13 protein-coding genes, 3 tRNA genes and 3 rRNA genes are annotated in these 20,579 nt (G+C 35.9%); 14 read left to right on the forward strand and 5 right to left on the reverse strand.

Translation table 11 applies throughout. The features are described from left to right. Nucleotides 1–123 precede the first annotated feature (123 nt). The 6 genes from ABGB03_RS01995 (at nucleotide 124) to ABGB03_RS02020 (ending at nucleotide 7,900) form a co-directional block, all read left to right on the forward strand. A 16S ribosomal RNA gene (locus ABGB03_RS01995) occupies nucleotides 124–1,647 on the forward strand. Nucleotides 1,648–1,737: 90 nt separating this feature from the next. Next, nucleotides 1,738–1,811 (forward strand) — tRNA-Ile (locus ABGB03_RS02000). Between the two features lie 99 nt (nucleotides 1,812–1,910). Next, nucleotides 1,911–1,984, forward strand: a tRNA-Ala gene (locus ABGB03_RS02005). A 278-nt stretch (nucleotides 1,985–2,262) separates the two neighbouring features. Further along, nucleotides 2,263–5,090, forward strand: a 23S ribosomal RNA gene (locus ABGB03_RS02010). 155 nt (nucleotides 5,091–5,245) lie between these two features. Then, nucleotides 5,246–5,353: ribosomal RNA gene (gene rrf, locus ABGB03_RS02015) — 5S ribosomal RNA — on the forward strand. The 16S, 23S and 5S rRNA genes sit together here with 2 tRNA genes alongside, the layout of an rRNA operon. 114 nt (nucleotides 5,354–5,467) lie before the next feature. Beyond that, on the forward strand, nucleotides 5,468–7,900 hold the full coding sequence (locus tag ABGB03_RS02020; RefSeq protein WP_347924412.1) for a helix-turn-helix domain-containing protein: 2,433 nt from the start codon (nucleotides 5,468–5,470) through the stop codon (nucleotides 7,898–7,900). A 55-nt stretch (nucleotides 7,901–7,955) separates the two neighbouring features. Here ABGB03_RS02020 and ABGB03_RS02025 read toward each other — a convergent pair whose 3' ends face one another. Beyond that, a complete protein-coding gene (locus tag ABGB03_RS02025; RefSeq protein ID WP_347924413.1) occupies nucleotides 7,956–9,098 on the reverse strand; it encodes an acyl-CoA dehydrogenase in 1,143 nt (380 codons plus the stop codon). A 92-nt stretch (nucleotides 9,099–9,190) separates the two neighbouring features. Between ABGB03_RS02025 and ABGB03_RS02030 the strand changes: the two genes are divergently transcribed. The 8 genes from ABGB03_RS02030 to ABGB03_RS02065 all read left to right on the forward strand — a co-directional run bounded on the left by ABGB03_RS02030 (nucleotide 9,191) and on the right by ABGB03_RS02065 (nucleotide 16,420). Continuing rightward, nucleotides 9,191–10,255, forward strand: a complete 1,065-nt coding sequence (locus ABGB03_RS02030) for an anhydro-N-acetylmuramic acid kinase (RefSeq protein WP_347924415.1) — start codon at nucleotides 9,191–9,193, stop codon at nucleotides 10,253–10,255. Nucleotides 10,256–10,406: 151 nt separating this feature from the next. After that, nucleotides 10,407–11,633, forward strand: a complete 1,227-nt coding sequence (locus tag ABGB03_RS02035; protein WP_347924417.1) for a Glu/Leu/Phe/Val dehydrogenase dimerization domain-containing protein — start codon at nucleotides 10,407–10,409, stop codon at nucleotides 11,631–11,633. 18 nt (nucleotides 11,634–11,651) lie between these two features. Beyond that, nucleotides 11,652–13,046 carry a sodium:proton antiporter NhaD gene (nhaD, locus tag ABGB03_RS02040; protein WP_347924419.1) on the forward strand — a complete coding sequence of 465 codons (1,395 nt, stop codon included), beginning with the start codon at nucleotides 11,652–11,654 and terminating at the stop codon, nucleotides 13,044–13,046. Between the two features lie 53 nt (nucleotides 13,047–13,099). Next, on the forward strand, nucleotides 13,100–13,804 hold the full coding sequence (locus tag ABGB03_RS02045) for a MotA/TolQ/ExbB proton channel family protein (RefSeq protein WP_347924421.1): 705 nt from the start codon (nucleotides 13,100–13,102) through the stop codon (nucleotides 13,802–13,804). Between the two features lie 3 nt (nucleotides 13,805–13,807). Next, nucleotides 13,808–14,203 (forward strand): biopolymer transporter ExbD, encoded by a 396-nt coding sequence (locus tag ABGB03_RS02050; protein WP_347924423.1) that lies wholly within the window; start codon nucleotides 13,808–13,810, stop codon nucleotides 14,201–14,203. A 12-nt stretch (nucleotides 14,204–14,215) separates the two neighbouring features. Next, a complete protein-coding gene (locus ABGB03_RS02055) occupies nucleotides 14,216–15,064 on the forward strand; it encodes an energy transducer TonB (RefSeq protein ID WP_347924424.1) in 849 nt (282 codons plus the stop codon). Between the two features lies 1 nt (nucleotide 15,065). Continuing rightward, nucleotides 15,066–16,283, forward strand: a complete 1,218-nt coding sequence (locus ABGB03_RS02060; protein WP_347924426.1) for a folylpolyglutamate synthase/dihydrofolate synthase family protein — start codon at nucleotides 15,066–15,068, stop codon at nucleotides 16,281–16,283. A 62-nt stretch (nucleotides 16,284–16,345) separates the two neighbouring features. Next, nucleotides 16,346–16,420 (forward strand) — tRNA-Val (locus ABGB03_RS02065). 100 nt (nucleotides 16,421–16,520) lie between these two features. Here ABGB03_RS02065 and ABGB03_RS02070 read toward each other — a convergent pair. The 4 genes from ABGB03_RS02070 to gldJ all read right to left on the reverse strand — a co-directional run bounded on the left by ABGB03_RS02070 (nucleotide 16,521) and on the right by gldJ (nucleotide 20,553). Then, nucleotides 16,521–17,060, reverse strand: coding sequence for a hypothetical protein (locus ABGB03_RS02070; RefSeq protein WP_347924428.1), 540 nt, complete (start codon nucleotides 17,058–17,060; stop codon nucleotides 16,521–16,523). 115 nt (nucleotides 17,061–17,175) lie between these two features. Then, entirely contained in the window at nucleotides 17,176–17,502 is a 327-nt protein-coding gene (locus ABGB03_RS02075) for a LytTR family transcriptional regulator DNA-binding domain-containing protein (protein ID WP_347924429.1), read from the reverse strand. Nucleotides 17,503–17,522: 20 nt separating this feature from the next. Beyond that, the gene (murF, locus tag ABGB03_RS02080; protein WP_347924431.1) at nucleotides 17,523–18,803 is read right to left on the reverse strand and encodes a UDP-N-acetylmuramoyl-tripeptide--D-alanyl-D-alanine ligase; all 1,281 of its coding nucleotides are present in this window, start codon (nucleotides 18,801–18,803) and stop codon (nucleotides 17,523–17,525) included. 67 nt (nucleotides 18,804–18,870) lie between these two features. Then, the gene (gldJ, locus tag ABGB03_RS02085; RefSeq protein ID WP_347924433.1) at nucleotides 18,871–20,553 is read right to left on the reverse strand and encodes a gliding motility lipoprotein GldJ; all 1,683 of its coding nucleotides are present in this window, start codon (nucleotides 20,551–20,553) and stop codon (nucleotides 18,871–18,873) included. Nucleotides 20,554–20,579 lie beyond the last annotated feature (26 nt).

Genomic DNA, 20,579 nt, shown 5'->3' on the forward strand with positions numbered 1-20,579 from the left:
ATTGATTGACAGCGTAAGGATTTTATTGGAAACGATAAAATTCATTACAGAGAATAAACCATTTTGAGTACAAATTAATATCCTTTGGTTGTTAATAATATAGTCGATAAGACTTAAAATTTAACGATGAAGAGTTTGATCCTGGCTCAGGATGAACGCTAGCGGCAGGCCTAACACATGCAAGTCGAGGGGTAACAGGGATTGCTTGCAATCCGCTGACGACCGGCGCACGGGTGCGTAACGCGTATAGAATCTACCTTTTACAGTGGGATAGCCTTTAGAAATGAAGATTAATACCTCATAGTATTATTGATTGGCATCGATTGATAATTAAAGTTTCGGCGGTAAAAGATGACTATGCGTCCTATTAGCTAGATGGTGTGGTAACGGCACACCATGGCAACGATAGGTAGGGGCCCTGAGAGGGGGATCCCCCACACTGGTACTGAGACACGGACCAGACTCCTACGGGAGGCAGCAGTGAGGAATATTGGGCAATGGAGGCAACTCTGACCCAGCCATGCCGCGTGCAGGAAGACTGCCCTATGGGTTGTAAACTGCTTTTATACAGGAAGAAACATCTCTACGTGTAGAGACTTGACGGTACTGTAAGAATAAGGATCGGCTAACTCCGTGCCAGCAGCCGCGGTAATACGGAGGATCCAAGCGTTATCCGGAATCATTGGGTTTAAAGGGTCCGTAGGTGGATAATTAAGTCAGAGGTGAAATCCTGCAGCTCAACTGTAGAATTGCCTTTGATACTGGTTATCTTGAGTTATTATGAAGTAGTTAGAATATGTAGTGTAGCGGTGAAATGCATAGATATTACATAGAATACCAATTGCGAAGGCAGATTACTAATAATCAACTGACACTGATGGACGAAAGCGTGGGGAGCGAACAGGATTAGATACCCTGGTAGTCCACGCCGTAAACGATGGTCACTAGCTGTTTGGACTTCGGTCTGAGTGGCTAAGCGAAAGTGATAAGTGACCCACCTGGGGAGTACGTTCGCAAGAATGAAACTCAAAGGAATTGACGGGGGCCCGCACAAGCGGTGGAGCATGTGGTTTAATTCGATGATACGCGAGGAACCTTACCAGGGCTTAAATGTAAGTTGCATTAGTTAGAGATAGCTATTTCTTCGGACTACTTACAAGGTGCTGCATGGTTGTCGTCAGCTCGTGCCGTGAGGTGTCAGGTTAAGTCCTATAACGAGCGCAACCCCTGTTGTTAGTTGCCAGCGATTCAAGTCGGGAACTCTAACAAGACTGCCAGTGCAAACTGTGAGGAAGGTGGGGATGACGTCAAATCATCACGGCCCTTACGTCCTGGGCTACACACGTGCTACAATGGTAGGTACAGAGAGCAGCCACTGCGCGAGCAGGAGCGAATCTATAAAACCTATCACAGTTCGGATCGGAGTCTGCAACTCGACTCCGTGAAGCTGGAATCGCTAGTAATCGGATATCAGCCATGATCCGGTGAATACGTTCCCGGGCCTTGTACACACCGCCCGTCAAGCCATGGAAGTTGGAAGTGCCTGAAGTCCGTCACCGCAAGGAGCGGCCTAGGGTAAAGTCGATAACTAGGGCTAAGTCGTAACAAGGTAGCCGTACCGGAAGGTGCGGCTGGAACACCTCCTTTCTAGAGAAAGACGACTAGAGGTAATAAGTAAGGAAAGAGATTGTTTATTCTCAACGCTGTTAATTATATTATAACTTAGAAAAAAAGTAGAGTCTCATAGCTCAGCTGGTTAGAGCGCTACACTGATAATGTAGAGGTCGGCAGTTCGAGTCTGCCTGAGACTACTAATTTTTTTTTTTGAAGTTTAAATAAAGGAAATTCTAGAAGTTTGAGTAGTAGTTATGTACTAACTACTAACTACTATATACTAACTACTAGTATATGGGGGATTAGCTCAGCTGGCTAGAGCGCCTGCCTTGCACGCAGGAGGTCATCGGTTCGACTCCGATATTCTCCACAAAATCTAGATGGTTAGATAGTTAGACCATTAGACATTTGTCTAAAAATCTAACGTTCTAAAAATCTAAGATGAAAGTTCATTGACATATTGAAAAAGATACATGAAATAACGAATTAAATTCATTTAATTCAGTAATTTATATTAGAATAATTGAGTTTACGAGCTTTTAATTATTCTAAGAACATTTAGTTTATGAGGTGTAAAGGATTAATAATTTATTATTATGAATTGAAAATCATGAATTAGATAGTAACTCATTAAAAAAGCAAAAAGTACAATAAGCTAAATAAGAGCGTATGGGGAATGCCTAGGCTCTCAGAGGCGATGAAGGACGTGATAAGCTGCGAAAAGCTGCGGGGATTGGCACATACGAATTGATCCGCAGATATCCGAATGGGGCAACCCAGCATGTTGAAGACATGTTATCCGTAAGGAGGCGAACCCGGAGAACTGAAACATCTAAGTACCCGGAGGAGAAGAAAACAAAAGTGATTCCGCTAGTAGTGGCGAGCGAACGCGGAATAGCCCAAACCAGTGTTGTTACGGCAATACTGGGGTTGTAGGACTGCGATATTGGTTGTGTAATGAATTAGAATCCTTTGGAAAGAGGAACCAGAGAGGGTGATAGTCCCGTATAAGTAAAGATCATTAACCATAGCAGTATCCTGAGTAGTGCGGGACACGTGTAATCCTGTATGAATTTGGCGGGACCATCCGCTAAGGCTAAATACTCCTGAGAGACCGATAGTGAACTAGTACCGTGAGGGAAAGGTGAAAAGAACCCTGAATAAGGGAGTGAAATAGAACCTGAAACCATACGCTTACAAGCGGTCGGAGCCCATTAGGGTGACGGCGTGCCTTTTGCATAATGAGCCTACGAGTTACCGTTTCTAGCAAGGTTAAGCACTTCAGGTGCGGATCCGTAGCGAAAGCGAGTCTGAATAGGGCGAACTAGTTAGTGGCGGTAGACGCGAAACCGTGTGATCTACCCATGGGCAGGGTGAAGCTGTGGTAACACATAGTGGAGGCCCGAACCCGTTGACGTTGAAAAGTCTTGGGATGACCTGTGGGTAGGGGTGAAAGGCCAATCAAACTCGGAAATAGCTCGTACTCCCCGAAATGCATTTAGGTGCAGCGTATTATTAGTTTTATAGAGGTAGAGCTACTGATTGGATGCGGGGGCTTCACCGCCTACCAATTCCTGACAAACTCCGAATGCTATAAAATGATGTAATGCAGTGAGGGCATGGGTGCTAAGGTCCATGTCCGAAAGGGAAAGAACCCAGACCATCAGCTAAGGTCCCAAAATGTATGTTAAGTTGAATAAACGAGGTTGAACTGCTTAGACAGCTAGGATGTTGGCTTGGAAGCAGCCATTCATTTAAAGAGTGCGTAACAGCTCACTAGTCGAGCGGTTCGGCATGGATAATAATCGGGCATAAACATACTACCGAAGCTATGGATTTGTATTAATACAAGTGGTAGGGGAGCATTGTAGTGTCGTCGAAGGTGAAGCGTGAGCTTTGCTGGAGAAGCTACAAAAGAAAATGTAGGCATAAGTAACGATAATGCGGGCGAGAAACCCGCACTCCGAAAGACTAAGGTTTCCTCAGCTATGCTAATCAGCTGAGGGTTAGTCGGGACCTAACGCGAACCCGAAAGGGGTAGTGGATGGACAACAGGTTAATATTCCTGTACCTGCTCACGTTAAAAGTGACGGAGGCGAATAGTTAGTGCGCACTGACGGAATAGTGCGTTGAAGGGAGTGGTAACACCCCGATAGTACACTGAGACTACGGTCAAGGTGATAATCTAGCGAATCGACTTCCAAGAAAAGCGAGTGAAGCAGCCCGTACCCTAAACCGACACAGGTAGTTGGGATGAGAATTCTAAGGAGCTCGAGAGATTCATGGCTAAGGAACTAGGCAAAATCGACCCGTAACTTCGGGAGAAGGGTCGCCCATCTTCGGATGGGCCGCAGTGAAGAGGTCCAGGCGACTGTTTATCAAAAACACAGGGCTATGCTAAATCGAAAGATGATGTATATGGCCTGACACCTGCCCGGTGCTGGAAGGTTAAGTGGAGGGCTTAGAGGTTTACCTCGAAGGTCTAAAATGAAGCCCCAGTAAACGGCGGCCGTAACTATAACGGTCCTAAGGTAGCGAAATTCCTTGTCGGGTAAGTTCCGACCTGCACGAATGGTGCAACGATCTGGACACTGTCTCAGCCATGAGCTCGGTGAAATTGTAGTATCGGTGAAGATGCCGATTACCCGCAGTGGGACGAAAAGACCCCGTGAACCTTTACTATAGCTTAGTATTGGCTTTGGATAAGTAATGTGTAGGATAGGTGGGAGACTTTGAAGCGGCATCGCCAGGTGTTGTGGAGTCATTGTTGAAATACCACCCTTTGCTTATCTAGAGTCTAACTTTCACTGAAAGGACAGTGCTTGGTGGGTAGTTTGACTGGGGTGGTCGCCTCCAAAAGAGTAACGGAGGCTTCTAAAGGTTCCCTCAGCACGCTTGGTAACCGTGCGTAGAGTGCAATGGCATAAGGGAGCTTGACTGAGAGACATACAGGTCGATCAGGTACGAAAGTAGAGCATAGTGATCCGGTGGTTCCGCATGGAAGGGCCATCGCTCAAAGGATAAAAGGTACTCCGGGGATAACAGGCTGATCTCCCCCAAGAGCTCACATCGACGGGGGGGTTTGGCACCTCGATGTCGGCTCGTCACATCCTGGGGCTGGAGAAGGTCCCAAGGGTTGGGCTGTTCGCCCATTAAAGTGGCACGCGAGCTGGGTTCAGAACGTCGTGAGACAGTTCGGTCTCTATCTACTGTGGGCGTTAGAAATTTGAGTGAATCTGACTCTAGTACGAGAGGACCGAGTTGGACAAACCTCTGGTGTACCAGTTGTTCCGCCAGGAGCATTGCTGGGTAGCTACGTTTGGAAGGGATAAGCGCTGAAAGCATATAAGCGCGAAACCCATCACAAGATGAGATTTCTTTAAAGGGTCGTGGGAGATGACCACGTTGATAGGCTATAGGTGTAAAGGCAGTAATGTCATAGCCGAGTAGTACTAATAACCCATAGGCTTATTGTACGCCTGTTTTTTTATAGAGTATAAATACAATATTCATGTAATTTTTTCAATATGTTAACTTATTGGTTCCGCAAAGCGGAACAGTATTTAGGGATTAGTCCTTAGTAATTTGAGAAAACTAATTACTTTTTACTAACAACTAATTACTTAAAACTTAAGGTGGTTATAGCAATGGGGCTCACCTCTTACCATTCCGAACAGAGAAGTTAAGCCCATTAGCGCCGATGGTACTACATTCGTGGAAGAGTAGGTCGCCGCCTTTTTTAATCCTCATTATCTTTTTGATAATGAGGATTTTTTTTTGACTATTTTTCGCCAAATATTTCTGAATATATTCTTCTTTATTTATATTCATTTACTATATATTGCTTTAGTAAATGGAAAATAAGGAATTAGACTTAGCTTGGGATTTTGTTGATAATACAAATAGAAATATTTTTTTAACTGGCAAAGCAGGTACTGGAAAAACTACATTTTTGCATAGATTAAAAATGCAATCTCATAAGCGCATGGTAATTGTTGCACCTACTGGTGTTGCTGCTATTAATGCAAAAGGTGTGACCATTCATTCATTCTTTCAATTACCTTTTGGACCGATTTTACCAGATGATGAATTAGGTTCTTCTTCTAATTTTAATAGGAAATTCAGTAAAACTAAAATCAATATTATTAAGTCTCTAGATCTTTTAATTATAGATGAGATTAGTATGGTTAGAGTTGATTTATTAGATGGAATTGATAAGACTTTAAGACGTTATAAAAATAGAAACCTAGTGTTTGGTGGTGTACAATTATTAATGATAGGCGATTTGCAACAATTATCTCCAGTAATTAAAGAGAATGAATGGCAATTATTGAAACCTTTTTATAAAAATGCTTTTTTCTTTAGTAGTCAAGCTTATCAGAATTGTAACCCGCTAACGATAGAACTAAGGCATATATATCGTCAAGAAAATCCTTTATTTATAAATATTTTAAACGAAATACGAAATAATAACTTAAGTATTAACTCTGCTAGCGAATTGAATAAACGATATATTCCTGATTTTCAACCAAGCAAAGAAGAAGGATATATCTCATTAACAACACATAATAATAAAGCACGACAAGCTAATAAGCAAGAACTAGAAAAATTAGAAGGAAAAGAGCAAGTATATAAAGCAATAGTTGAAGGTAATTTTCCAGAACATTCCTATCCAAATAAAGAGGAATTAAAATTAAAAGTAGGTGCTCAGGTCATGTTTATTAAAAATGATAGTTCTCCCGAAAAACGCTATTTCAATGGTAAGATCGGTAAAGTTATTTTATTAGAGAAAGATGAAGTGGTTGTAAATTGTCCAGAGGACGACTTCAATATTATAACCAAATTAGAAACTTGGGAGAATATAAAATATACAGTAAATTCTGAAACGAAAGCAATTACTGAAGATAAAATTGGAAGTTATTCTCAAATCCCATTGCGTTTAGCTTGGTCAATTACTATTCATAAAAGCCAAGGATTAACGTTTGAAAAAGCTATTATTGATGCTCAAGGAGCATTTGCTCATGGGCAAACTTATGTGGCACTTAGTAGATGCAAATCCTTGGAAGGCTTGGTTTTAAAAAGTAAGATTGAGTCCAATCAAATTATAAGTGATCAACATGTTATTGACTTCAGTAAAAATGTCGAGGATAATCAACCTAATGAAGAGGTTTTACAACAGTCTAAGCGAGAATTTCAACTGAATTTAATTTCTGAAGTTTTCGATTTTTATAAATTTCTGTATCCAGTTGGCCGAATTTTAGATATTTATTATAAAAATAGAGGGAGTATTGAAGGCTCAATAGAAATATCATTAAATAGAATTAAGGAGAGTACAACAAATTTACTTAAGATTAGTAATAGTTTTAAATACCAACTAAAAACGTTAGTTGGTAATATAGAAATTCCTGAAGCTAACATGATTCTTCAAGAACGTTTTATTAAAGCTATTACTTATTTTAATGAACAGACTAAGTCAACCATAGAAATAATATTGAAGGACATTAGTTTTTCAACGGACAACAAAACAATTCAAAAAGATATAGAGAAGCAATTAGATACTTTAGAGGAATTATTGGAGACTAAACTATCATATTTTAAAGGTTTAAAAGAAGGCTTCAAAACGGATGATTTTTTAACTTTAAGAGCAAAATCTGTTTTCTTAGGAAAAGAGAAACTAAAAAAACAACGTAAAACTGTTGTAGATGGTACAACAAATATTGAACTCTTTGAATTGCTCAGAGAGCTAAGAAATCAAATTGCAAAGCGTGAAGATTTAGTGCATTTTCAAGTTTTTACTCAAAAATCATTGTATGCTATGTGCGAAACCTTGCCAACAACCAAAGAAGAATTAAAGCAGATTCATGGTATGGGTAAAACACGAATTGAAAAGTATGGATCAGAAATTTTAAATGTTATTCACTCGTATTGCGATGAAAACGATATTGAGGTTTCTCAAAGTCCTTTTGTATTTGAAACTACAAAACCAAAAAAGAAAAAGGGAGATACCAAAAAAATGTCTTTAGATTTGTTTATAAAAGGAAAATCTGTTGAGGAAATTGCTAATGAGCGAGATCTAAGTCCTACAACAATTACTGGTCATTTGGCAAATTATATTTCTACAGGACAGGTGAAAATTACAGATTTAATTTCTGAAATAAATTATAAAGAATTGAAAGAGCTAATTCCTAAGACTAAATTCGAAAACCTTTCAGACCTTAAGCATCAGTTAGATGATAAATATTCTTACGGAGAGATTCGTCTAGTTTTAGAGAACTTAAAAACATAAAAAAAGCTTCAAAATCAAATTTGAAGCTTTTAGAGATATTATATCTATTGAAAGTTTACCCTCTTATAACGCCTCTTGAAATCACAATCTTTTGTATCTCAGACGTACCTTCATAAATCTGGGTAATTTTGGCATCACGCATTAAACGTTCTACATGGTATTCTTTAACAAAACCGTTTCCACCATGAATTTGAACAGCTTCAACAGTATGTGTCATGGCTACTTGCGAAGCGTAAAGCTTAGCCATTGCACTAGACATGTCGTAATTATTGCCTTGGTCTTTGTCCCAAGCTGCTTTCATTACAAGCATACGTGCTGCTTCAATTTCTGTGTGCATATCTGCTAGCTTAAATGCGATTGCTTGATGATTACAAATTTCGGTACCAAAAGCTTTACGCTCTTTAGAATATTTAAGAGCCAATTCATAAGCTCCAGAAGCTATACCTAGTGCTTGAGAAGCAATACCAATTCTACCACCAGAGAGGGTTTTCATAGCAAATTTAAAACCAAAACCATCTTCTCCAATTCTATTTTCTTTTGGCACTTTTACATCGTTAAATTGCAGTGTATGTGTGTCACTTCCACGAATGCCTAATTTATCTTCTTTTGGTCCAATATCAAATCCTTCCATACCTTTTTCAACAATAAAAGCATTGATGCCTTTGTGACCTTTTTCTTTATCTGTTTGTGCAATTACTAAATAAACATCACTTCTTCCTCCATTAGTAATCCAGTTTTTTGTTCCGTTTAATAAATAGTGGTCACCTTTATCAATTGCTGTTGTTTTTTGCGAAGTTGCATCACTACCAGCTTCTGGTTCACTTAAACAAAAAGCACCAACAAATTCACCAGTAGCTAATTTGGTAAGGTATTTTTGCTTTTGTTCTTCATTACCATATGCTTCTAGTCCATAACAAACTAACGAGTTATTTACCGAAACAATTACTGAGGCAGATGCATCAACTTTTGATAATTCTTCCATAATCAATACGTAAGAAATAGCATCCATACCACTTCCTCCATATTTAGGATCCACCATAATTCCTAAAAAACCCAGCTCACCCATTTTCTTAACTAATTCATCTGGAAAGACTTGTTTGTTATCGCGTTCTATAACTCCTGGAAGTAATTCTGTTTGCGCAAAATCTCTTGCAGCATCACGAACCATTATATGTTCTTCGGTTAGGCTAAAATTCATTATTATGTATTATTGCTTAATTGATAAAAAATGTATGCAAAGATATAGTTTTATTACATTTTTTTCAATTTGAATACATATTTTTACAATATATGATAAAATCGAAATACAATATTATTGGTGTTATGTCGGGAACTTCTCTTGATGGTTTGGATGTAGCATATATCGAATTTTGTTATAATGCATCTTGGTCTTTTAAAATAATTAAAGCTGAAACTATTGATTATCCTAAAGAATGGAAAAGCATACTTAAAAACCTTGTTTCAAATTCGTTGGAAGAATTGCAGGAGATTGATAAAAAATACACTTCGTATTTAGCTTTTACCATAAACGATTTTATTAGGCAAAACAGTATTAGGAATTTAGACGCAATTTGTTCTCATGGTCATACCGCATTGCATCAACCTGAAAATGGATTGACTTACCAAATAGGGAATCAAGAGGGAATTTGTAAATTAATTGGAAAGACAGTAGTCTGCGATTTCCGAATTCAAGATGTTAAACTTGGAGGACAAGGAGCTCCTTTAGTGCCTATTGGTGATCAATTATTATTTCATGACTATGATTTTTGCGTCAATTTAGGAGGCTTTGCAAATATTTCTTATCAAGTAGGTGGTAGTAGGATTGCCTATGATATTTGCCCAGTGAATATTGTACTTAATTATTATGTTAAAAAACTAGGGTTAAGATATGACGACAAAGGTAGTTTGGCTTCAAAAGGACAATTAAACCGTGAACTTTTAGATCAACTAAACAAACTAGAATACTACAAAGAAAAAGCTCCAAAATCTTTGGGATTAGAATGGGTTATTTCTAAAGTCTTTCCTTTAATTGATTCATTTGGATTAGAGATTAAAGATATACTAAGAACATTTATAGAGCACACAGCAATTCAAATAAATAATGAGTTAAATCAAAAGACAAATGCTAGTGTACTATTTACTGGAGGAGGTGTTTATAATTCATTTTTAATGAAGCGGATATCTCACTTTAGCTTTAATAAAATTACAAAACCATCAGACGAAATAATAGAATATAAGGAAGCACTGATTTTTGGTCTATTGGGAGTTCTTAAATTACGTGGAGAAAATAACTGTTTGAGTAGTGTTACTGGTGCTAAACATAATCATAGTTCAGGTAATATTTTTATACCATAAATTTTTGCTAAATTAATACATAAGAATATTAGTTTTTTATATTTGTTATTCAGTAATAATTAAAACATTTTAAAGATGAATCAGCTTTAGCTACGCAGAGAGAAACATAGGAGAAAAATTAAAATAAGTTAAAGAATCATCAACATAAAAAATGAAAGAATTATTAAACAAATACGAAAATAAAGCACCAGAAATAGTATTTAATTGGAAAGATCCAGAAACTGAAGCAGAAGGGTGGACAGTAATAAACTCATTACGAGGAGGTGCCGCAGGTGGAGGAACTAGAATGCGTAAAGGACTTGATATGAATGAGGTTTTGTCGTTGGCAAAAACCATGGAAATTAAGTTCACCGTTTCTGGACCAGCTATTGGAGGCGCAAAATCTGGAATAAATTTTGACCCTAAAGATCCTCGAAAAAAAGGAGTTTTAGAGCGTTGGTATAAAGCCGTTTCTCCATTATTGAAAAGTTACTATGGAACAGGAGGTGACTTAAATGTTGATGAAATTCATGAAGTTATTCCAATTACTGAAGAATCAGGTGTATGGCATCCACAAGAGGGGGTTTTTAATGGATATTTTAAACCAACGGAAGCAGATAAAATTAATCGAATAGGTCAATTAAGACATGGTGTTATAAAGGTTATTGAAAACCCAGATTATTCTCCTGATGTTTCAAGAAAATTGACAGTTGCAGATATGATTACTGGTTTTGGTGTCGCTATTGCAGTAAAACACTATTACGAAATTTATGGAGGATCTATAGTTGGAAAGCGAGCAGTTGTACAAGGCTTTGGAAATGTAGGTGCAGCAGCAGCCTTCTATTTAGCGCAAATGAAAGCAAAGGTGGTGGGAATTATTGATATTACTGGAGGTATTATAAATGAAAACGGATTTAGTTTTGAAGAAATCACTAACTTGTTTCTTGAAAAAACAGGAAACACACTTGAAAGCGATAATTTAATTCCGTTTGAAGAAGTTAGCAGTAAAATATGGTCACTCGAAACAGAAATATTTGCACCTTGTGCCGCATCACGATTAATAACAAAAGAGCAAATAGATTCTATGATAGAAAGTGGATTAGAAGTTATTTCGTGTGGAGCTAATGTGCCATTTGCTGATAAAGAGATTTTCTTTGGATCAATAATGGAATTTACTGATAGTAAGGTAAGTCTTATTCCAGATTTTATTTCTAATTGCGGAATGGCTAGAGTTTTTGCGTATTTTATGGAACGACGAGTAGAGATGACAGATGATGCTATTTTTGAGGATACGTCAAGTATTATAAAAACTGCTATTCAGAATATATACAATCACAATCATCATAAAACAGAATTAAGTAAAACCGCTTTCACTTTAGCATTAAGTGAGCTTGTGTAATTAAAAACTAGCAACAATATGGAATCAGCAATTATCATTGTATTTATAGTAGGTTATTTAGCAATAACATTAGAGCACAATATAAAAATAGACAAACTCATTCCAGCCTTAGTCATGATGGCTATTAGTTGGGCACTTATTTCTTTAGGGATAGATGCTTTTCCACAGTGGTTTGATTCTGCAAATCACGGACTAGTTGAAGGCTATGCGTCTCTAGATCATGAGAATAGGATGCATTTGATGGAAGAAACCTTATTACATCATTTAGGTAAAACTTCTGAAATTTTAGTTTTTCTATTAGGAGCAATGACCATTGTTGAAATCATTGATTACTTTGATGGCTTTTCTACCATAAAAAGCTTTATTAAAACAAAGAAGAAATCAAAAATCCTATGGATATTTGCAGGTTTGGCATTTATTCTTTCTGCAATTATTGATAACCTAACTGCTACAATTGTACTTATTTCAATTTTGCAAAAAATAGTAAAAGATAGAAGCGTACGTATTTGGTATGCAGGCTTAATTATTATAGCGGCAAATGCAGGTGGAGCATGGTCTCCAATTGGAGATGTAACCACTACAATGCTTTGGATAGGAAATAAAGTTAGTACAGGTCATTTAATAGGGTATTTATTATTGCCATCATTCGTTTGTATGTTTGTACCAACACTAATTGCGTCATTTTTACCAGCTTTTAAAGGGCATCTGGAAATTGAGGAAAGTGATGAAGATAAACCTAAGAGCAAGTTTAGTTCAACAATGTTATTTTTAGGTTTAGCTGCAATTGTTTCTGTACCAATTTTTAAAGTAGTGACGCACTTACCACCTTATGTTGGTATGATGTTAGCTTTAGGTGTTGTGGCTATTTTTGCAGAAATATATAGTAACTCTAAGTTTAGTTTAACTGTTATAGATAATGAAGAAAGCGAAGATTATGCACATCATAGTCCTGTGCATCATTCATTGTCTAAAATTGAATTACCAAGTATTTTATTTTTCTTAGGAATATTAATGGCTGTTGCAGCATTGGAATCATTGGGAATTTTATTTGGCTTCGCAAACACATTACAAGAAACAACACCTATGTTGGGAACAGAATTACATAGTGAAGGAGTTTCAGATTTAGTCGTATTATTATTAGGGGTTGGTTCGGCAGTTATTGATAATGTGCCATTGGTAGCAGCTAGTTTAGGTATGTTCTCTGAGCCAATGGATAACGAATTATGGCACTTTATTGCTTATTCGGCAGGAACAGGTGGTAGTATGTTAATAATAGGTTCTGCTGCTGGTGTTGTAGCTATGGGAATGGAGAAAATTGATTTTTTCTGGTATTTAAAGAAGATAGCTTGGTTAGCACTACTCGGATTCTTAGCTGGAGCTGCAGTTTTCTTTTTTACAAGAACACTGTTTTAAAATACTTTATTTAAAAATCAATCGTTATTATTCAAAATCTAACAATATAATATATGTTATATACAGCAATTTTAAAAACTGTTCAAGAAGGAGCAGAACTAATTACTGATGGCGAATCTACCGAAAAGACCCTGTCTATTATAGAGCTTATTAAAAGCGGTGGAACTGCGGGACAAATTATAATTCTTTTGTTATTTGTATTGCTGCTTGTTGCAAGCTATATTTATTTTGAACGCTTGTTTGCAATTAAATCGGCTTCAAAAGTAGATACAAATTTTATGAATCAAATTAAAGATCATGTATCTAATGGTAAAATTGATTCAGCTCAAGTGTTATGTGCACAAGTAAATTCACCAGTATCCCGATTAATTAGTAAAGGAATTTCTAGAATTGGGAAACCTTTAGAAGATATTAATACGGCTATAGAAAATGCTGGGCGTTTAGAAGTTTACGGACTAGAAAAAAATGTAAGTGTACTTGCAACTATTTCTGGAGCAGCACCAATGATTGGGTTTCTTGGTACAGTTGTTGGAATGATATTAGCAATATTCGAACTTGCAAATGCAGGAGGAACCATTCAAATGGATGTTCTAGCTAGTGGTTTGTATACAGCGATGACGACTACAGTAGCTGGTTTGATTGTTGGAATTGTGAGTTACATATGTTATAATCATTTAGTAGCTAGGACGAATAAGGTCATACATCAAATGGAAGCTAATTCGGTTGAATTTTTAGACCTTCTAAACGAACCTATTTAGTATATGGATATAAGAGGAAGAAATAAAGTAACACCAGAATTCAATATGTCATCAATGACAGATATTGTTTTCTTGTTATTGATATTTTTTATGCTAGCGTCTACTTTGGTTACCACAAGTGCGATTGATATTTTATTACCAAAAGCAAGTGGAAAAACGCAAAATAAAAAGTCAGTATCTGTTAGTATAAAAAAAGACTTGACCTATTATATAGACCAAAAACGTGTAGGTGAAAGTGTATTAGAAAATCAATTAATAGCTGCTTTATCTAATGAAGAATCTCCAACTATTGTTTTAAGAGCTGAAAAATCGGTACCAGTAGACAATGTTGTAAAGGTCATGGATATTGCAAATCGTAACAAGTTTAAAGTGATATTAGCGGTAAAACCGAACAATTAAGATTGAAGTTGAATGAAATTGTATTTTAAAACTAAACATGAAAAAGATTCAGCAAGAATTACGACGCTTATTGCGGTAATTTTGGTGCTGGTTATTTTTATTGTTGGCCCAACATATTTAGATCCACCAGAGGAATATGGCGTAGCTGTAAACTTTGGAACTACCGATTTTGGTAGTGGTCGCATTCAACCCAAAGAACCTATAAAATCTGAGCAAGTAGCCAAAAAACCACCTCAAAAAGTTGAAGAGTCAAAACCAGTTCCTTCTGAACCAAAAGAAGTTAAGGAAGAGGTAATGACGAGTGAGGATGCTGAAGCTATCGCTATTAAAAAGCAAAAAGCTGAAGAAGCTAGAAAGAAAGCTGAAGTAGATGCAAAAGCAAAAAAAGAAGCTGAACGTATTGAAAAGGAACGTAAAGAACAAGAAGCTAAAAAGAAGCGATTAGACGACCTTATTGGAGGTATTGGAAAATCGGATGGCACAGATTCTGGTAGTGAAGGTGACGATAATAGAGCAGGAGATAAAGGACAATTAAATGGTGACCCATATGCACCAAGTTACTTTGGTGAACCTGGAGCTGGCGGAGGAGGAAGTGGTTATGGATTACGAGGTAGAGGAAGACCATCTAAATCTAAAGTACTTCCTGAATGTAATGAAGAAGGTAAAGTTGTTGTCGAAATTCATGTAAATAGACAAGGAAACGTAGTTAATGCTATTCCTGGTAAAAGAGGAACTACAGGAGTAAGTTGTCTATACGATGCTGCTAAAAAAACAGCTTTGACTTATAAATGGCCTGCCGATTCCAAGGCACCTGTAAAACAAGTTGGTTTTGTAGTTATTAACTTTAGTGTTACACAATAACATGAACTATAGTGATACTGTAAATTGGATGTTTAGCCAATTACCAATGTATCAAAATAAAGGTAAGGTTGCTTTTAAAAAAGACCTTACAAATACGCTGGCTTTATCTAAACACCTAAATCATCCCGAAAAGAAGTTTAAATCCATTCATGTAGCAGGAACCAACGGTAAAGGTTCAACTAGCCATATGATTGCTTCGGTGTTGCAAGAAGCTGGTTATAAAGTTGGTTTGTACACCTCTCCACATTTAAAAGATTTTAGGGAGCGTATAAAAGTAAATGGCAATGTTGTTAGTAAACAGTTTGTTATTCAATTTATAAAGCGTAATAAAACGTTTTTAGAAAACCATAGTTTGTCTTTTTTTGAAATGACGGTTGGAATGGCTTTCGATTATTTTGCAAAACAAAAAGTGGATATCGCTATTATTGAAGTTGGATTAGGAGGACGATTAGATTCTACCAATATTATTACTCCAGAAGTATCAGTAATTACGAATATTGGACTCGATCACACACAATTTTTGGGAGATACATTAGAGTTAATAGCATATGAAAAAGCAGGGGTTATTAAACCAAATATTCCTGTTGTTATAGGTGAAATGCAAAAAGAGACTACGCCTATTTTTAGGAGAATAGCCAAAGAAAATAATGCTCCTATTTATTTTGCAGACCAAACTATAAACAAAACATACGAATCTGATTTAAAAGGAAGCTATCAAGCAAAAAATATAAAAACAGTTACTCAGGTTTTAACTGTTTTACAACCATTAGGAATTCATATGTCTGAAAAGCAAATTATTAAGGGTTTCAATAACGTTGTAAATAACACTGGTTTATTAGGTCGTTGGCAAACATTGCAATATGGTCCTAAGATTATTTGTGATACGGCTCATAACAGGGAAGGACTTACGTATGTAATGCAGCAACTAGCAAAAGAAGAATTTAACAAACTACATTTGGTAATAGGGATGGTAAACGATAAAGATGTAGACTCTATTATAGAGTTGTTTCCAAAAGAGGCGACTTATTATTTTTGTAAGCCAAATATTCCAAGAGGTTTAGATGCAACTATTTTAAAGCAACATTTTAGTGTGAAAAGTTACAAAGGAGAAGCATATCAATCGGTAGATGAAGCACTTGAGTTTGCAAAAAAACAGGCAAAAAATGAGGACCTTATTTATGTTGGAGGAAGTACATTTGTTGTTGCCGAAATTATTTAGAAAATTATTTAAAAATGTTTGTTAGATTAAAAAACTGACTTATATTTGCAGTCCTATATTTAGGGCGCGTAGCTCAGTTGGTTCAGAGCACTTGGTTTACACCCAAGGGGTCAGGGGTTCGAATCCCTTCGCGCCCACAGAAACAAAAAACGCAACATGAAAATGTTGCGTTTTTTTATAAATTAATTTACCTAATTATTTAATAATTTGACTTCATCATATATTTTTGAAGTTAGTTTAATTTTTTTCAAAAGTTTTAGGAATTTTATTAACCTCGGTTTCTCGATCAAATGTCCAAGAAATAATCCACCACCTATTTTGGTCATAATATAGTTGTACACTGTTTATTCCTCTTCTTTCAACGGGACCATTCTTTTTAAGCCTTGTTTCGTATGTGCTCCAGACATGGGCAATATTACCAAAAATTCTAACTTCTCTATTGATTTCGTTTTCATAAAAAGCAGTGGTAGCGACCATTTGATCTGTTTCGCCATGAAAATCGTTTAAAGTCATTGTTACATATTCATACTTTCCATCTTTTTTTAAAGGAAAAGAATATATGGCATTTGGACTATGCAAGGAATGATCTCTTTCCCATTGCCTAATTTCTCCTGCTTCACCTGATACAGCTTCATAAGTAGCCTTCATAATTCCATTAATGGTGGATACATCTTCTTTTAAAGGGTAAGAGATTTTGGCTGTGTTCTTTTGTTGGGCATTTGTACTTGATAAAGTAACTGTTGTTAATACTATTGCCATAATAATTACTTTTTTCATTGTTCTAGTTTTAATAATGAACAGTAAAAGTAGATTTATGATAAACTGGTTGAAACTTTTTTATATAGTTAGAATAAACTATTATTTAGTATGTCTTTGTTTCTATTTAAGTTGATTAAAGCATCAATTTATTTAAGGCATTTTTTAAACATTCTCTATAGCTTTTTGCAACAGAAATTTTTAATCCTTTTAGTGAAACTTGATTACCTTCAAAAAGGTCAACATTGGTTAAGTTAATAATATATGAGTTGTGAACTCGCATAAATTCGTTAGGTAGACTTTCAATTAAATCTTTTAAAGTTTTATAGTAAATATATTTCTTTGTATTGATGGTGTAAATTTTCACATAGTTTCCAAGACCTTTAATTATAGTGATATCACTATAAAAAAGTTTAACTAATTTTTTATCTGTTTTTATAAAGGTGAATGTTCGTTTCTCCATTGTAGTGATTATGTAGCTCGTCAAAGTATTTCTAAAACACGCTCCAAAGCCATGCCTCTTGACCCTTTAATTAGTATGGTGGCATTTTTAAGTTTAGAAACATTTAACTCACTTTTTAAATCATCAAAAGTTTTGTAAAGTACAACTTTTGAAGACTTAAACTTTGTGTCATAAAAATTATTGCCAACTAAAAACACCTTGTTAATATTTAAATTGTTGGCATAATTAGCGATATGCTCGTGCTCCATTCTTGTTTCTTTACCAAGCTCAAACATATCACCAAGTATAGCTATTTTATACTTAGCATTTAATTGGTTAAAATTATCAAGTGCAGCTTTCATACTTGTTGGGTTTGCATTATAAGCGTCAAGTATTATTTTATTGGAGCCTTTTTGAATTATTTGCGAGCGATTGTTTTCTGGGATATAACTTTCAATGGCTTTTTTAATATGGATGGTTGTTACACCAAAGTAGTTTCCAATAGCTATTGCTGCAGAAATATTATTAAAATTATAACTGCCAATTAGTTGACTTTCGATTGTTTCATTGTTATATTTTACAATCACAAAAGGATTAGCTTCTACTAATTCAATATTGCAATTAGATGTATTATTACCAAAACTATATGAGTTCTTGTAATCATTTAATTGCTTTAACTGCGTTTCATCATTATCATTTATAAAAATAAGTCTCTCATTAGCTTTTAAATGATTATACAATTCACTCTTACCTTTAATAACACCTTCAATACTCCCAAAACCTTCTAAATGTGCTTTCCCAAAATTGGTAATGTATCCATAATCTGGTTGAGTGATTGCGCATAAAAATTCAATTTCTTTTTGATGATTTGCTCCCATCTCAACAATACCTATTTGGGTAGCACTGTCCATTGAAAGCAACGTTAATGGTACTCCAATGTGATTATTTAAATTACCAACGGTAGCTGTGGTTTTATATTTTTTTGACAGAACAGAATTAATAAGTTCTTTAGTAGTGGTTTTACCATTACTGCCAGTAAGTGCTACTATTTTTAATCCTAAAAAGTGACGATGATAGTTTGCTAATTCTTGAAGCGTTTTAAGTACATTCTCTACTAGAATATAATTCTGATTTAAAGCAACTTCTTTTTCATCTACAATCGCGTATTTAGCACCTTTCTCTATGGCGCTTTTTGCAAAAGCATTTCCATTAAAATTCTCGCCTTTAAGTGCGAAAAACAGACAATTTTTAGTAATTTTTCTAGTATCAGTACATACCGTTGTGTGCTTTAAAAAAAGCTTATGTAGTGCTTCAATCTTCATAGATTAAATGTAATAAAAAAAGTCCCAACGGAAACCGTTAGGACTTTAATTTTATAACTTAAAAAGTTTAATTTTTCTTTTTGTTCTTTTGTTTCGATTTCGATCCAATTCTAGACATTGCGCATCTAAATCCAATATAGTCTGTAGCCATATCTTGTGGGAAGTAACGTCTTTGCGCAGGATCTAACCAGTAAGCTCTATCTCTCCATGATCCACCTTTGTAAACTCGAACTTCATCACTAATTAAAGACGTTCTGTTATTGCCTTTGTCGTATTCTCTTATCAAGTTTCCAGCTGAATCTATTTCAACATTATGTCTTGGAGCGTTATACATTTTTTTAGTGGTTGAAACTTCTTCACCTTCTTCGCTATCATTGAAGCTTTCAAAGTAACGAGACGAACGTTTGTCACCATCTCTAAAGTTACGGTTGTCGCTAGTGTCAAAGTTGTTTCTTAAGTATGTTTCATTTTCGTCAACAGCAACTTGTGCAATTTCTCCTGGTAAGTTTCTAGCAATGACTTTACCATTACTTAAAGTATCATAAACAATATCGTTTGCAGTTACTATTTTAACTGTTCCATCATCATTAATAGCATTTTTAGTATAAACGTTACCACGATAGTAGTTAAAATCATTAAACTCATCATCTACAATAGGTCTGTAAACATCGGCAACCCATTCGGCAACATTTCCTGCCATATCATATAAGCCATGATCGTTAGGCTCGTACGACTTTACTTGAGCAGTAATATCTGCACCATCATCAGACCATCCTGAAATTCCGCCATAATCACCTTTGCCTTGCTTAAAGTTAGCTAATTGGTCACCACGTACTTTACGACTTCCAGAACGAGTGTATTGTCCATCCCAAGGATATTTTTTACGTCCTCTATATACATTATAGCTTCTTAATTCGGTTAAACCTAAAGCTGCATATTCCCACTCAACTTCTGTTGGTAGTCTGTATTTTGGAGATAAAACCCCTGTGCCTCTGTTTGCGTATACGTTTATAGTATCACCAGCAGCATTTGTTTGAACTCTTTTTCTTCTACCTTCTGGCTTTGTTATACTATCGTTTCCTCCATAAGTTAATTTAGGAGCGTTAATATATGTATCGGTATTGAAATTTGCATCAGAAGTAGCAGTATTACGAGCGCCACGAACTAAGTATCCTGATTCCTCAAGGTACATTTCGTTAACTCTATCTGTTCTCCAATTTGCATATTCTACAGCTTGAATCCAGCTAACACCTACTACAGGATATTCGGCATATCCAGGATGACGCAAATATTCGTTGGTCATCATTTCATTATATCCTAGACGGTTTCTCCAAACTAATGTATCTGGAAGCGCACCATTATAAATAGCTTTAAAATTTGGGTCTTCTGGCGGATACACTCTTTTAATCCAATCTAAGTACTCCATGTACATCATATTGGTAACTTCGGTTTCATCCATATAGAATGATTGGACGTGTTGCTGATTAGGAGTATTGTTCCAATCATGCATCACATCGTCTTGAACTTTTCCCATAGTAAAAGTTCCTCCTTCAATAAATGCTAAACCTGGAGCAGTTGCTTGCTCTTTAAAGCTTGTGTTATATTGAAATCCTCCATCTTTGGAGTTAATTGCCCATCCAGTTCCTCTAGAAGTGTTCTTAGAATTAGATGATTTTTTACAACTAAACATTGATAGTGATAATGCTATAACTAGCATTATTCTTAGTGTTGCGGCGTTTTTCATATCCATACTTTTTAAGTAAGTCAGTTTAATAT

Source organism: Pontimicrobium sp. SW4 (assembly GCF_039954625.1).
GTDB lineage: Bacteria > Bacteroidota > Bacteroidia > Flavobacteriales > Flavobacteriaceae > Pontimicrobium.